We start from the raw sequence: 13,955 nt of genomic DNA, 5'->3' as shown, positions 1-13,955 counted from the left end.
AGGCCGCGGGGATGGTCGCGTCAGCGCCACCCGTCACCGGATCCGCGGCTTTCGCCCACCCGGTGTGTCGGGCCTTACGTCTTCACCCCGATCCGCCGGCTCAGCCGCCAACGCCGTGCGGGAAGCTGCGCTGGAACATTGCGCCGTCGGTATCGCGCATGCGCACGGTCAGGACATCGCCACCGTTCGACTGGTAGTCGAAGTCGATGCGCGGATCTTCCGACAGGGCGAAGCCGGTCTCGACGGTGAAGAGCCTCTCCTGGCCGTGGCGGACTTCGACTTCGTCGACATAGCGGGCCGGGATATAGAGCAGCGTGATCTGGTTCATCTGCATCCCGGTATTCTGGGGATGCTTGATCTTCAGCCGCGCCGAGCGGGTGAAGGGATTGTCGGCGGCCGCCGGCAGCGCGGCGAGTTCCATGTTGCCGAGCGTCCGCAGCGCCACCGCGGCATCCCCGACCGGCGGAGCCGCGCAGGCCCCGAGGCCGGAGGTCTTGACCAGGCTTTCCGCCATGTAGAGCTGGCCGTCGCTGGCCTCGACCACGGCCCGCACCATCGACGGACCGTTCAGGCGGATGTCGATGCCGAGGCCGACCTTGTCGCGCCCGCGGTCGAACCGGAAGGTCGCCGCCATCGGCATCGGATTCTCGTCGATGATGAAGGCGACCGACTTCACCGAGCGGCCGTCCGGAAAGGCCGCGACGGCCGAGACCGGCACGCGCCGGTCATCCTCGGCGCGGTAGGGCGCCGTGAAGGTCACGATGCCCTGGCCGTTTGCAATCTTGCGGTCGCCGAACATCATCGGCCGGATGTCGTCCCAGCTCGAACCCGCCGCTGCCGGCGCGACGGCGGCCGCGAGACCGGCCGCCACGGTGAGGCCGGCCAGAAGGCTCTTCAGGGCGCGCGACACGACCGACATGGACTTTCTCCGGAACCAGGCTCGTTTCAATCGATTGATGTCGCATGATGGGATGACGCCGGCTCCTGTCAAGCCCGACGAGCGGCAGCCGGCCGGCCATACCGTCGCACATGCCGTCGCGCCCTGCTCCCGATACGAAGCCCTGCCGACTTGCAGGTGACGCTGGGAGTACCCATAAGAGCCGGCAGAGGAACGGCCGCGCGCCATCCGGCGACGGCTCGGGTTCCGGGCCCCGCGGCGGGACCCGCCCCGATAGGCATGAGCGGAGACGAGAGCCATGACGCAGACTTCGAACCGCCTCCTGGACGAGTTCGCCAGGCTGATGACCGATGCCGCCGGCGTGGCCCAGGGCGTGCGCCGCGAGGTCGACACCGCGTTCCGCGCCCAGGCGGAACGGTTCCTGGCCGACATGGACGTGGTCCGCCGCGAGGATGTCGAGGTGCTGCGCGACATGGTCGTGCGCGCCCGCGAGGAGAATGAGCGCCTTGCCGCGCGCGTCGCCGTGCTCGAAGCCCGGCTCGGCATCGCCCCGGAACCGGAGGCGCCCGCCGCCGTGCAGACGGCCGCCGCCGACCCGGCACCGGGCGCCGATGCCGCCGGGTCCGACCCGTCGATCTGACCGCAGTCGCCCCCGCGCGACCCGATCACGCGACCCGATCCCGACTTTCAGATCGTTCCGAAGGCGCGCCGGCCGGCGCGCCTTTTCGCGTCTTCGGGTCGGGAAAAGAGCGGACGTCCACAGCCGATCGTCCGGGAGGCGCACGCGACTGTCGCGCAGGAGTCACGGATACGTATACTGAATCGCAAGAGAGATTCGCGCCGGCCTCGGAATTGATTCGGCGGCTACCGGACGACCTCGGGCGATGGCTCCGAGGTTTTCCGGCGGCAGGGGTCGTTCGTCGGACGAGTAGCGTCAGAAGTTGCGTCGCACGCCCGCGTATGGTCCGTCTCTCACCCCGAGGACTTGGCCTATGAGCCTGATCGAATACGAAATCGAACAGCACGCCAACCCTGTCGACGTGATCGAACACGTCGCCGCCTTGGAGGACTGGTCCTTCGAGCGTTCGGGGGACGACGAGATCACCATCTCGGTCAGCGGGCGCTGGGCCGACTACCACGTCTCCTTCTCGTGGATGGAGGATGTGGAGGCCCTGCACGTCGCCTGCGCGTTCGACCTCAAGGTGACCGAGGCGCGCCGGATCGAGGTGATGCGCCTCCTGGTCGCCGCCAACGAGCAGATGTGGCTCGGCCATTTCGACCTGTGGACGCACGAGAACGCGGTCGTGTTCCGGCACGCGCAACTGCTCGCCGGCGGCGCGGCACCGTCCAACCGCCAGGTCGAGGGCCTGCTCGCCAACGCCATCGAGGCCTGCGACCGTTACTATCAGGCCTTCCAGTTCGTGGTCTGGGCGGGTAAGACGGCCCGAGAGGCGCTCGAAGGCGCCCTGTTCGAAACGGCCGGGGAGGCCTGAGCGGCACGGTCCCGTCCGGGACGGCTTGGGCCCGGAGGGGGGACGACATGACGGATCTTCGCGCGGCGACGCCGCTCGTTCTGGTTGGCGCCGGCAAGATGGGCGGCGCCATGCTGGCGGGTTGGCTGGAGAACGGGCTCGATCCGAAAGGCGTCGTGCTGATCGATCCGGCCCCGCCGCCGGAAATGGCCGAACTGATCGCCGGCCGGGGCATGACGCATGTCACCGCGCCGCCGTCCGACTTGAAGGCCGCCGTGATCGTCGTCGCCGTCAAGCCGCAGGTGGCCGATGCGGTCCTGCCCGGTCTTGCCGGTCTGGTCGGTCCCGGCACGGTGGTCGTCTCGGTCGCCGCCGGCAAGACGCTGGAGCGGCTGGAAGCCGGCATCGGCCCGGCTGCGATCGTTCGGTCGATGCCGAACACGCCGGCCCAGGTCGGACGCGGCATCACGGTCGCGGTCGCCAACGGCCGGGTCACCACTCCGCAGAAGGTGCTGGTCACCGCCCTTCTGGCCGCGGTCGGCAAGGTCGAGTGGGTCGCCGAGGAAGCGCTCATCGATGCGGTCACGGCGGTGTCCGGGTCCGGGCCGGCCTATGTGTTCCATCTGGTCGAGGCCATGGCGGAGGCCGGGCGCCGCGCCGGCCTGCCGGATGCGCTCGCCGAAAAGCTGGCCCGCGCCACCGTCGAGGGCGCCGGCGAACTGCTGTACCAGTCCCCGCTCGACCCGGCGACCCTGCGCAAGAACGTGACCTCGCCGAACGGCACCACCGCGGCGGCGCTGGCGGTGCTGATGGGCGAGGCCGGCCTGCAGCCGATCATGGATGCCGCCGTCGCCGCCGCGGCCCGGCGCTCGCGCGAACTCGCCGGCTGACGGCGGTCCGCAATGGGGCTACGGGGGGCCACAGGTGGCGCCACGGACGGGACCACGAAATTCGAACCGGATCCGCCCCGCCACGCATGACCTTGGGTAATTCATTTACATCTTTTCGGCGACAGTGATCGTGGCGGGAGAGACGGCAATGAATGACCTTGGCTTCGTGGAGCTCTTGTCGGCAGCGCAGGATGCGCCGGCCGAGAAGCGTGGCGAATGCGTGCGCCGGGTCCGGGACGCCTTTCTGCAGAATGCCACCGCGCTGCCGCCGGACCAGATCGAACTGTTCGACGAGGTCATGACCAAGGTCATGGACCAGACCGCCCTGCTCGACCGGGTCACCTTCGCCAAGGCCGTGGCGCGCTCGCCGCGTCTGCCCGATCGGCTGTGCCGGCGCCTGCTCGGCGACACCACCATGGTGGCCGCACCGATCATCGAGCATGCGGCGATGAGCGACACCGATCTCGTCCGCCTGATCGATCCGAAGAACGAGACGGTCTGTCTCTCGGTCGCCCGGCGCCAGCCCCTCAGCGTCGATGTGGCCGACAAGCTGATCGCGGCCGGCCAGCCCAAGGTGCTGATCGCCCTGGCGCGCAACGTCGAGGCCGAGCTCTCCTATGCGGCCTTCGAGATCCTGTCCGACATCGCCGTCGAGGGCGCCGAAATGGACGAGGCGCTGTCCTCGCGTCCGGACCTGCCGACCGAGATCGCCCGCAAGCTGACCCGGGCCCTGGAGCGGCGCACCAGCCGGCGCCTCAACGCGATGATCGAGCGGGATCTCGAAAAAGGTCGCAAGCCCTTCGTCCTGCGCTGACATCCCGGCCACCGCCGAGCCCTGTCGCCCGAAGCGTCCGGGATTGCGCCCGGGATTGCGTCCGGGCCCGTCTTCCCGTATATCGGCCGCGTCCTTTCGCGCCGACACCCCTGGAGGCAACGCGAGGACGAGGCTGGGCCGGTCTGACCGGCCCTTTTTGCATTGAAGGAACAGACCCATGAGCCGTCAATCCTACGAGCTCCAGGCGTCCGTGCGTGACCGCGTCGGCAAGGGGGCCGCGCGTTTGCTGCGTCGTACTGGCAACATTCCGGCCGTGATCTACGGCGACAAGAAGCCCCCGATCGCCATCGCGATCGACTATCGCGAGGCGGACAAGCGCCTGCGCGCCGGCGGCTTCATGACCACGGTCGCGACCATCGCGGTCGGTGGCGAGAAGATCCTGGTGATCCCCAAGGATTATCACCTCGATCCGGTCAAGGACTCGCTGACCCATATCGACTTCCTGCGCATCGGCGCCGGCTCGAAGGTCACCGTCTGGGTGCCGGTCCACATCGTCGGCCAGGACAAGTCGCCCGGCATCAAGCGCGGCGGCGCGATCAACGTCGTGCGCCACGAGATCGAGTTCGAGTGCCAGGCGGACCAGATCCCCGAGCATGTCGTTGCCGACGTGTCGGCGCTCGAGATCAACGATTCGCTGCACATCTCCGGCGTCCAGCTGCCGGAAGGCGTGAAGCCGGTCATCCAGGACCGCGACTTCACCGTCGTCACGATCGCGGCGCCGGCCGGCTTCGACGAGCCCGCCACCGCCTCGGCCTGACGCAGAGCGGCCGGAGCGATTGTCATGCTGCTCCTGGTGGGCCTCGGCAATCCCGGCCGCGACTATGCCGGCAACCGGCACAATATCGGCTTCATGGCGGCGGACGCGATCGTCCGCCGCCATTCCTTTTCGCCCTGGCGGCAGAAGTTCTCCGGCGAGATCGCCGATGGCACCGTCGCGGGCGAGAAGGTCGCGGTGCTGAAGCCGCTGACCTACATGAACGAGAGCGGCCGCTCGGTCGCCGCCGCCGCGCAGTTCTGGAAGATCGAGCCGAAGGACATCGTGGTCTTCCACGACGAACTCGACCTGCCGCCCGCCAAGATGCGCGTGAAGACCGGCGGCGGCCATGCCGGCCATAACGGCCTGCGCTCGATCCAGGCCCATCTCGGCCCGGATTTCCGCCGCGTCCGCCTCGGCATCGGCCATCCCGGCGCCAAGGAACTGGTCACCAACTGGGTGCTCGGCGACTTCGCCAAGGCCGATTCCGATTGGCTGCAGCAGCTTCTCGACGCGCTCGCCGACCATCTGCCCCGGCTCGTCGCCGGCGAGGATGCCGCCTACCAGAGCGATATCGCGCTGGCGCTCCAGCCCGAGAAGAAGGCGAAGGAGCCCAAGGCGCCACCGCCCGCCGAGGCGCCCAAGCCCGCCGGCCCGAGCGAGGCCTCCAAGAACGCGATGGCGGAGACGCTGCGCCGCCTGCTGGCGCAGAAGAAGCGTTGACGGCGTAAAGGAAGCGCTACGGCGCCGAAGGAGCGCTGACAGCGCCGAAAGGGGTGCCAGCCGTCATCGCCCCGCCGCTCGGCGGACGCCGCCGTCGAAAGCCGGACCGGTTCGCGAGCCTGACCGGTTCCGGCCGTGCGCCGTACCCGACGCGGATCGCGCCGCACCCGAAGCGATCGCGCCGCCCGGTGCGCGGCAGCCCATTCGTTTCCCCTGCCCCCACCGGCAGGCCACGCAACCTGGAAGGACCGAGACCATGTCCGACGACGACTATGTCTATGACGAAGCCACCGGTGAATGGATTTCGCCCGCCGAAGCCAAGGCCAAGGCGGCCGCCGGCGCCAGCGCGGATGAGGTCGAGGTGCGCGATTCCGTCGGCAACCGGCTCGCCGACGGCGACAGCGTGGTGCTGATCAAGGACCTGAAGGTCAAGGGCACCACGCAGACGCTGCGGCGCGGCACCGTGATCAAGTCGATCCGGCTGACCGGGGACGCCCAGGAGGTCGACTGCCGGCACGAGACCATCCGCGGCCTCGTGCTGCGCGCCGAGTTCCTCCGCAAGCACTGATCGGGACCGGCGGCGGCGGGCCTGGACGCGGCGGCTGCCGCCTCCCGGCCCGGCCGCGCGCCCAGCCCGTCGGCACGGGACTTGACGGGGCGCGCGCCATTCCGTCTAACACCGGCCAAATCCTTCCCGAACCGGACCGGAAAGACCCCTCCCCATGGGCTTCAAATGCGGCATCGTCGGCCTGCCCAATGTCGGCAAGTCGACCCTCTTCAACGCGCTCACCCGCACCGCGGCCGCCCAGGCCGCGAACTATCCGTTCTGCACGATCGAGCCGAATACCGGCGAGGTCGCCGTGCCGGATCCGCGCCTCGACAAGATCGCCAAGGCCGCGAAGTCGGCCAATATCGTGCCGACCCGCATCACCTTCGTCGACATTGCCGGCCTGGTCCGCGGCGCCTCCAAGGGCGAGGGCCTCGGCAACCAGTTCCTCGCCAATATCCGCGAGGTCGACGCCATCGTGCATGTGCTGCGCTGCTTCGAATCCGGCGACATCACGCATGTCGAGGGCCGGGTCGATCCGGTCGCCGATGCCGAGACGGTCGAGACCGAACTGATGCTCGCCGACCTCGACAGCCTGGAGCGGCGCGTCGTGCCGCTGCGCAAGAAGGCCGCCGGCGGCGAGCGCGACGCCAAGGCCCTGCTGCCGGTCATGGAGGCCGCCCTCAAGGTGCTGCAGGACGGCAAGCCCGTGCGCACGCTGTCGCTGCCGGCCGACGACAGGCCGCTCCTCGACGGCATGATGCTGCTGACCGCCAAGCCGGTGCTCTATGTCTGCAATGTCGAGGAAGCTTCCGCCGCCTCCGGCAATGCCCATTCCGCCGCGGTCGCCGAGATGGCCGCGCGCCAGGGCGCCAAGAGCGTGGTCATCTCGGCTGCCATCGAGGCCGAGATCGCGCAGCTTTCCGACGAGGAGGAGCACGAGTTCCTGGAGACGATCGGCCTCGCCGAGCCGGGCCTCGACCGGTTGATCCGGGCCGGCTACGAACTGCTCGGCCTGATCACCTACTTCACCGCCGGGCCGAAGGAGACGCGCGCCTGGACGATCGTCAAGGGCACAAGGGCACCGCAGGCCGCCGGCGTGATCCACACCGACTTCGAGCGCGGCTTCATCCGCGCCCAGACCATCGCGTATGACGATTTCGTGACGCTGGGCGAGGTCGGCGCCAAGGAAGCCGGCAAGGCGCGCGACGAAGGCAAGGAATACGTGGTCGCCGACGGCGACGTGATGCTGTTCAAGTTCAATGCCTGAGGCGACGCGGCCGGCTCCTGCCGGCCGCTGCCCGGGCCTGCCGGATCACTCCGGGATGCCGTCCTTCGGATGGCCGCCGACGAAGCGGTCGTGCAGGCGGAACACCGCCTGATAGAGCTCGACGAAGATGCGCAGGCCGATCGCCGCCATGGTCGACCAGATCACGGTGGACAGGAGCCCGAACAGGGCTGCACCGGGCGCGCTGATCAGAAGCGCGAGCGATCCCAGCACGCCGAGAACGGCGCTGAGCCCGATCAGGGCCAGGCCCAGGAGATAGAGCGGCTTGATCAGGCTCGGCGTGACGAACTCGTCGAGCGAGAGGAATTTGTTAAGCATCGAGACCCTCTTCATTCGGAATGCAGCCAGGCGCCGGATCGCCGACACCGGATATGGCCCGGCGCAACCGCCCTGCCAACCCGAAGCCCTTCAATTTCGGGACCTTCCCGCCCGGACTTTCGTCCGCCCAAGGTCCGCGCGTCCGGAGCGTTTCACCCCGACCATCGAGCAATGCGAATTTGCACCACCGCCGTGACGGCTGAGTGGTACAGATTCCCGCCGCCGACCGCTACCATCTCGCGACACGGAAGGCGAGGGCCTGGACCCTAGAGCATTTCCCGATCGGATGGAATCATCCGATCGCCAAGGAAATGCTCCAGGTTCAATACCTTGAGCCGGTCCTTTTCGTCCGGATCGCTTCGATCCGGGCGGGACAGGCTTTCGCCCACAGAGGAAACGAAGGGGGATCATGACGAACAAGAAGATCAGCTTCGACGATTTCGAGGTCGGCGGGCGCATCGAACTCGGCAGCAAGGACGTGACGCGCGACGAGGTCATCGCCTTCGCGGCGGTCTACGATGCCCAGCCGATGCATCTCGACGACGGCGCCGCGCGGGACGGCATGCTCGGCGCCATGTCGGCCTCCGGCTGGCACACCATCGCAATGTTCATGCGGCTCCTGTGCGACAACCTGCTGCTCAAGGCCCATTCGCTCGGCTCGCCCGGCATCGACAAGGTGCGCTGGCTCCGGCCGGTCTTCCCCGGCGACCGGCTGACCGCGGTGGCCGAAGTGATGGAGACCCGCGCCTCGAAGAGCCGCCCGGAGCTCGGCATCGTCCGCTTCCGCTTCACCGTCACCAACCAGTCCGGCGAGGCGGTGATGACCATGGAAAACCCGATCATGTTCGCAACCCGGGAGGCTGCCGCCTGATGTGGTACGAGGATATCGAGCCCGGCCGGGTCAGCGAACTCGGCAGCTACACCTTCACGGCCGACGACATCGTCGGCTTTGCGAGCCAGTTCGATCCGCAGCCGTTCCATCTCTCCGACGAGGCGGCGCGCAACTCGCTGTTCGGACGCCTCGCCGCCTCCGGCTGGCAGACGGCGTCGGTGTTCATGAAGCTCAATGTCGAGCGGATCGAGCGCAACAAGGCCGCCTATATCGCGCGCGGCGAAACCCCGCCGGCGCTCGGCCCCTCGCCCGGCTTCGACAATATGCGCTGGCCGCGCCCGGTGCTCGCCGGCGACACGGTGACCTACCGGTCGACCACCCTCTCCAAGCGCCTGTCCGCGACGCGCGCCGGCTGGGGCCTGTTCCAGGAGCTCAACGAAGGCTTCAACCAGAACGGCGACAAGGTGTTCGAGTTCACCGCCAACGTCTTCGCCCCGGTCCGCCTGGCCGGCGCCGCCTGACGGGCCGGTCCCTGCATCCGAGAGGCGGTCGGACCCGGGCCGACCGGCCCCGACACTGCCGGAAGCGGCTTGATTGAAACGGGCGACGCCGCTCCGGCGCCGCCCGTTTTCGTGATGCGGCTCAGTGGTTGTCGCGCGGGACGCCCTTTTCGGCGATGCGCTGATACTTGACCGCCGGCTTCAGCACCATGCCGTCGGAGAGCTGGTCGACCATCGAGCGCTGGATCTCCTGCCAGGGGGTCTGGCTGGCCGGGAAGGCGTAGCCGCCATGGCCCTGCAGGTCGGCGCGGCGCTCGGCCATCTCGGCATCGGAGATCAGGATGTCGGCGGTGCGCTTGCGCAAATCGATGCGCACCTTGTCGCCGGTCTTCAGCACCGCGAGGCCGCCGCCGGCCGCCGCCTCGGGGCTGGCATTGAGGATCGAGGGCGAGCCCGAGGTGCCCGACTGGCGGCCGTCGCCGATGCAGGGCAGCGCCTTGATGCCGCGCTTCAGGAGATAGTCCGGGGCGCGCATGTTGACCACCTCGGCCGCGCCCGGATAGCCGATCGGGCCGGTGCCGCGCATGAACAGGATGGTGTTCTCGTCGATGGCGAGCGCCGGGTCGTCGATCCGGTGGTGATAGTCCTCCGGCCCGTCGAACACCACGGCGCGGCCGACGAAGGCTTCCGGGTCGTTCGGATCGGACAGGTAGCGGTCGCGGAACTCCGGCGAGATCACGCTGGTCTTCATGATCGCGCTGTCGAACAGATTGCCCTTGAGCACGATGAAGCCGGCCTCGGCCTTGAGCGGGGCTTCGAAGCTGCGGATCACGTCCTGATCGCCGATCGTCACCGCGCGGCAGTTCTCGCCGATCGACTTGCCGTTGACGGTCTTCGCGCCCTCGTGGATCAGGCCGTGCTTCATCAGTTCGGCGACCACCGCCGGCAGGCCGCCGGCGCGGTGATATTCCTCGCCGAGATAGTGGCCGGCCGGCTGCATGTTGACCAGCAGCGGCACCTTGTGGCCGATCCTCTCCCAGTCGTCGATGGAGAGCTCGACGCCGATATGGCGCGCGATGGCGTTGATGTGGATCGGGGCGTTGGTCGAGCCGCCGATCGCCGAACAGGCGACGATGACGTTTTCGAACGCCTCGCGGGTCATGATGTCGGAGGGCTTCAGATCCTCGTGGACCATGTCGACGATGCGCCGGCCGGTCTCGTAGGCGATCTGGCCGCGCTCGCGATAGGGCGCCGGGATCGCCGCGCAGAAGGGCAGCGACATGCCGAGCGCCTCGGCGAGCGCGTTCATGGTCGAGGCCGTGCCCATCGTGTTGCAATGGCCGACGGACGGCGCCGAGGAGGCGACCATGTCCATCATCTCGTCATAGCTGATCTCGCCGCGGGCGAACTGCTCGCGTGCGTTCCAGACCACCGTGCCGGAGCCGGCGAGCTGGCCCTTCCAGTAGCCGTTCAGCATCGGCCCGCCGGACAGGACGATGGCCGGGATGTTGACCGTCGCCGCCGCCATCAGGCAGGCCGGCGTGGTCTTGTCGCAGCCGGTGGTCAGCACGACGCCGTCGAGCGGATAGCCGTAGAGCACCTCGACCAGGCCGAGATAGGCGAGGTTGCGGTCGAGCGAGGCGGTCGGGCGCTTGCCGGTCTCCTGGATCGGATGGACCGGGAATTCCAGCGGCACGCCGCCCATGGCGCGGATGCCGTCGCGGACGCGGTGGGCGAGATCGAGATGGCCGCGATTGCACGGCGAGAGATCCGACCCGGTCTGCGCGATGCCGATGATCGGCTTGCCGCCCTGCAGCTCCTCGCGGGTCAGGCCGAAATTCAGGTAGCGCTCCAGATAGAGCGAAGTCATGTCCGGATTGGCGGGGTTGTCGAACCAGAGCTGCGAACGGAGCTTCTTCGACGGTGACGCGGACATGCTAGGCCTCCCTGGGATTTCGGCTGCTTCGTAGAGGTAAATTGTATGAGGATTGCGGTGCGGCTTTCAAGCATTCTCGCGTCCGGGCTTGCGCGGACCAGCCGTGCGGCGCCCATCCGGCCTGCGGCCTGCCGTCACGGCCGCACGGACTTCACGATCGCACGGGCCTCACGGCCGCATCATGCCGCCGAGATCGGCCAGGACGGTGCCGAAGCGGCGCTCCTGGGCGTGGCGCAGGATCAGCGCCGCCTCGCTGCGCCGGCGCCGGCCGATCTCGCGTTCCAGCCGTGCGATTTCTCCGGCCTTCTCCTCGGACGACCAGACCGCCGGCGCGTCGTCGGGCGGGCGACAGTCGGCGAACACGCTCGGATCGTTCATCTCGCCACGCAGCCATTCGACATCCGGCAGCGATTCCTGCCAGATCCGCTCCAGGAGCGGACGCGGCAGCGTGAAGGCCGGGCCGGGCCGCTCGCGCAGGTTCTTGCGGAACCAATATTCGAGCGACGTGATGTCGTAATCCTTGAACAGGCCGCGCTTGAGCGGACCGGCCCAGCGGCGGCGCAGCGCGATATAATGCTGCTCGATCAGTTGCGCGGCCTCCGCGCTGGTGCGCGGGTTGTTCCAGGGCCGCGGCAGGAGCGCGACGACCTCCGGCCCGGCCCCGATCGCGGCGGCGAAATCGGCGATCAGGTCGCCGCCGACCATGCGGCGCCGATCGAACAGGCGCAGATCGACGGCGTCGCGGCCGAACCGCTCGATGAAGCGCTCCAGCGAACGGCGATAGTTCGGCACGATCGGGCTCGACGCCGGATCGTCGCCGACGGTTGCGGCCAGTTCGGAGACCGGATGGCCGTGCTTGATGTTCTCCTGCGCCCGGCTCGACGCCCAGGAGAACGGATCGCGCAGATAGGCGACGATGCGGATACGCTCGAAATGCCGCGAGAGCACGTCGTGGAGGCCGTCGGCCTCGCGCTCCTCGACGCGGAACAGGCCTTCGCCGGACATGATCATCCGCGCCGCCTTGGGCTGGCGGATGAGGTCCATGAATGGCCCGGCGACACGGCCGACATCGAAACCGCCGACATTGCGGGCGAGCCCGAGCCGGTCCGCCGCCGCCCCCTTCACGCGCTTCGACCGGCCCTTCACCACCATCTTGATGATGCGCGAATGGTTCTGGCCCATGTCGAGATAGTCGTAGCCGTGGCCGATCAGCGCGCCGCGCGCGGCGTGAAAGGCGCCCTGGATCGACGTCGATCCGGTCTTGGACATGCCGATATGCAGGAACAGTTCGCTCATGGGGTCTCCGCTGACGGGCGATAGCCTATCGCGTCTCGGGGGCCAACAAAAACCGTCGCGACGGCGGGGCGCCTGCCGGTCATCGGCCGAGCATCCGGTTCGGCAGCCAGGTCGAAAGGCCCGGGAAGCTCCAGAAGACGGCCAGCGATAGAAGCTGCAGGATCACGAAGGGAATGATGCCGCGATAGATGTCCGAGGTCTTCACCTCGGGCGGGGCGACGCCGCGCAGATAGAACAGCGCGACCCCGAAAGGCGGGTGCATGAAGCTGGTCTGCAGGTTGACCCCCATCATCACGCCGAGCCAGACCGGGCTCATCGGCGAGCCGTCCGGCATCGGCATCTTGAGCAGCACCGGCGCGGCGATCGGCACGACGATGTAGCAGATCTCCAGGAAGTCGACGAAGAAGCCGAGCAGGAACATCGCCGCCATCACGACGAAGACCGCCCCCATCGTGCCGCCGGGCAGATCGGCCAAGGCCCCGGTGACCATCTCCTCGCCGCCGAGCCCGCGGAAGATCAGGCTGAACAGGGTGGCGCCGATCACGATGGCGAAGACCATGGCGGTGATCTCGCCGGTGCCGCGCATGACCGGGCGCAGCACGCCGGCCCGCAGCGTGACCAGGACCGCCGCCAGGATGCCGGCCGCGACCAGCGCCACCGCGGTGAGCGCGGCCGCCAGCGCGACCGCCTCGGCGGCGCTCCGGCTCGCCCGTCCGATGCGCAGGTCGAAGGCCAGCGTCAGCAGGACGATCGCGCCGAGCGCGACCCAGGCGGCCAGGAACAGCGGCGCGAGACGCGGCGCCTGCCGCCGGCCGGCCAGCAGCAGCGTGCCGACCGCCCCGACCGAGGCCGCCTCGGTCGGCGTCGCGATGCCGGCCAGGATCGAGCCGAGCACGCACAGGACCAGCGCCACCGGCGGCATCAGCGCGCCGGCGACCTCGCCGAAGGTGACGCGCCCGAGCGCCTCCGGGGCGGGCGGCGAGGTCTCCGGCCTCAGCCAGGCGACGAGCGCCTGATAGACCAGATAGAGCCCGGCCAGGATCAGTCCCGGGATCAGCGCGCCGGCGAACAGGTCGGCGACGGAGACCGACTCGGGCGCGAAGATGCCCTGGTCGGTCTGGGCCTTCTGATAGGCGTTGGCGAGCACGTCGCCGAGCACGACCAGCACGATCGAGGGCGGGATGATCTGTCCGAGCGTGCCGGCCGCCGCGATCGTGCCGGTGGCGAGCTTCGGGTCGTAGCCCCAGCGCAGCATGGTCGGCAGCGACAGGAGCCCCATGGTCACGACCGTGGCGCCGACGATGCCGGTCGATGCGGCGAGCAGCGCGCCGACGATGGTCACCGAGAAGCCGAGCCCGCCGCGGATCGGCCCGAACAGCCGGCCCATGGTTTCGAGCAGCAGTTCGGCGACGCGCGACTTCTCCAGCATCACGCCCATGAACACGAACAGCGGCACCGCGAGCAGCACGCCGGAGGTCATCACCCCGAAGACGCGCTGCGGCAGGGCGCCGAGAAAGGCCGGATCGAACACGCCGAGCGCGAGGCCGAGGCCGGCGAATAGGATCGCCGTGCCGGCGAGCGTGAAGGCGACCGGATAGCCGGCCATGACCAGCAGGCAGGCCGTCACGAACATGCCGATATCGAGGCCGTGGGCGAGCGACGCCAT

15 protein-coding genes are annotated in these 13,955 nt (G+C 68.9%); 10 read left to right on the top strand and 5 right to left on the bottom strand.

From position 1 onward, the window contains the following. Positions 1-100: 100 nt before the first annotated feature. The gene (locus tag ABB55_RS20840; protein ID WP_054360524.1) at positions 101-919 is read right to left on the bottom strand and encodes a quinoprotein dehydrogenase-associated SoxYZ-like carrier; all 819 of its coding nucleotides are present in this window, start codon (positions 917-919) and stop codon (positions 101-103) included. Between the two features lie 277 nt (positions 920-1,196). Between ABB55_RS20840 and ABB55_RS20835 the strand changes: the two genes are divergently transcribed. The 8 genes from ABB55_RS20835 (at position 1,197) to ychF (ending at position 7,389) form a co-directional block, all read left to right on the top strand. Further along, entirely contained in the window at positions 1,197-1,538 is a 342-nt protein-coding gene (locus ABB55_RS20835) for an accessory factor UbiK family protein (protein WP_054360523.1), read from the top strand. Positions 1,539-1,890: 352 nt separating this feature from the next. Further along, positions 1,891-2,391, top strand: a complete 501-nt coding sequence (locus ABB55_RS20830) for a type III secretion system chaperone family protein (protein WP_054360522.1) — start codon at positions 1,891-1,893, stop codon at positions 2,389-2,391. Between the two features lie 47 nt (positions 2,392-2,438). After that, positions 2,439-3,260, top strand: a complete 822-nt coding sequence (gene proC, locus ABB55_RS20825) for a pyrroline-5-carboxylate reductase (RefSeq protein WP_054360521.1) — start codon at positions 2,439-2,441, stop codon at positions 3,258-3,260. Between the two features lie 148 nt (positions 3,261-3,408). Continuing rightward, on the top strand, positions 3,409-4,074 hold the full coding sequence (locus tag ABB55_RS20820; protein WP_054360520.1) for a DUF2336 domain-containing protein: 666 nt from the start codon (positions 3,409-3,411) through the stop codon (positions 4,072-4,074). A 178-nt stretch (positions 4,075-4,252) separates the two neighbouring features. Next, complete coding sequence (locus tag ABB55_RS20815; RefSeq protein ID WP_054360519.1) at positions 4,253-4,852, top strand: 50S ribosomal protein L25/general stress protein Ctc; 600 nt, start codon at positions 4,253-4,255, stop codon at positions 4,850-4,852. 24 nt (positions 4,853-4,876) lie between these two features. Next, a complete protein-coding gene (gene pth / locus ABB55_RS20810) occupies positions 4,877-5,572 on the top strand; it encodes an aminoacyl-tRNA hydrolase (protein WP_054360518.1) in 696 nt (231 codons plus the stop codon). 256 nt (positions 5,573-5,828) lie between these two features. After that, positions 5,829-6,140 carry an alkylphosphonate utilization protein gene (locus tag ABB55_RS20805; RefSeq protein WP_054360517.1) on the top strand — a complete coding sequence of 104 codons (312 nt, stop codon included), beginning with the start codon at positions 5,829-5,831 and terminating at the stop codon, positions 6,138-6,140. A gap of 154 nt (positions 6,141-6,294) precedes the next feature. Next, entirely contained in the window at positions 6,295-7,389 is a 1,095-nt protein-coding gene (gene ychF / locus ABB55_RS20800) for a redox-regulated ATPase YchF (RefSeq protein ID WP_054360516.1), read from the top strand. A gap of 45 nt (positions 7,390-7,434) precedes the next feature. Here ychF and ABB55_RS20795 read toward each other — a convergent pair whose 3' ends face one another. Next, the gene (locus ABB55_RS20795; protein ID WP_160321283.1) at positions 7,435-7,725 is read right to left on the bottom strand and encodes a DUF4282 domain-containing protein; all 291 of its coding nucleotides are present in this window, start codon (positions 7,723-7,725) and stop codon (positions 7,435-7,437) included. A gap of 409 nt (positions 7,726-8,134) precedes the next feature. Here ABB55_RS20795 and ABB55_RS20790 point away from each other — a divergent pair, with 409 nt between their 5' ends. Next, positions 8,135-8,596, top strand: coding sequence for a MaoC family dehydratase (locus ABB55_RS20790; RefSeq protein WP_054360514.1), 462 nt, complete (start codon positions 8,135-8,137; stop codon positions 8,594-8,596). Beyond that, the gene (locus ABB55_RS20785; RefSeq protein WP_317131869.1) at positions 8,596-9,078 is read left to right on the top strand and encodes a MaoC family dehydratase; all 483 of its coding nucleotides are present in this window, start codon (positions 8,596-8,598) and stop codon (positions 9,076-9,078) included. Before ABB55_RS20790 ends, ABB55_RS20785 begins: the two co-directional genes overlap by 1 nt. A 121-nt stretch (positions 9,079-9,199) precedes the next feature. Here ABB55_RS20785 and ABB55_RS20780 read toward each other — a convergent pair whose 3' ends face one another. The 3 genes from ABB55_RS20780 to ABB55_RS20770 all read right to left on the bottom strand — a co-directional run bounded on the left by ABB55_RS20780 (position 9,200) and on the right by ABB55_RS20770 (position 13,955). After that, on the bottom strand, positions 9,200-10,993 hold the full coding sequence (locus ABB55_RS20780; protein WP_054360513.1) for an IlvD/Edd family dehydratase: 1,794 nt from the start codon (positions 10,991-10,993) through the stop codon (positions 9,200-9,202). Positions 10,994-11,161: 168 nt separating this feature from the next. After that, positions 11,162-12,289, bottom strand: coding sequence for a hypothetical protein (locus ABB55_RS20775; protein ID WP_054360512.1), 1,128 nt, complete (start codon positions 12,287-12,289; stop codon positions 11,162-11,164). A 79-nt stretch (positions 12,290-12,368) separates the two neighbouring features. Continuing rightward, positions 12,369-13,955: a TRAP transporter large permease gene (locus tag ABB55_RS20770; RefSeq protein WP_054360511.1), complete on the bottom strand. Its 1,587-nt coding sequence runs from the start codon at positions 13,953-13,955 to the stop codon at positions 12,369-12,371.

The organism is Prosthecodimorpha hirschii (genome assembly GCF_001305515.1).
In the GTDB taxonomy this organism is placed as follows: Bacteria; Pseudomonadota; Alphaproteobacteria; order Rhizobiales; family Ancalomicrobiaceae; genus Prosthecodimorpha; species Prosthecodimorpha hirschii.
This window is presented reverse-complemented; position numbering and strand designations above follow the sequence as displayed.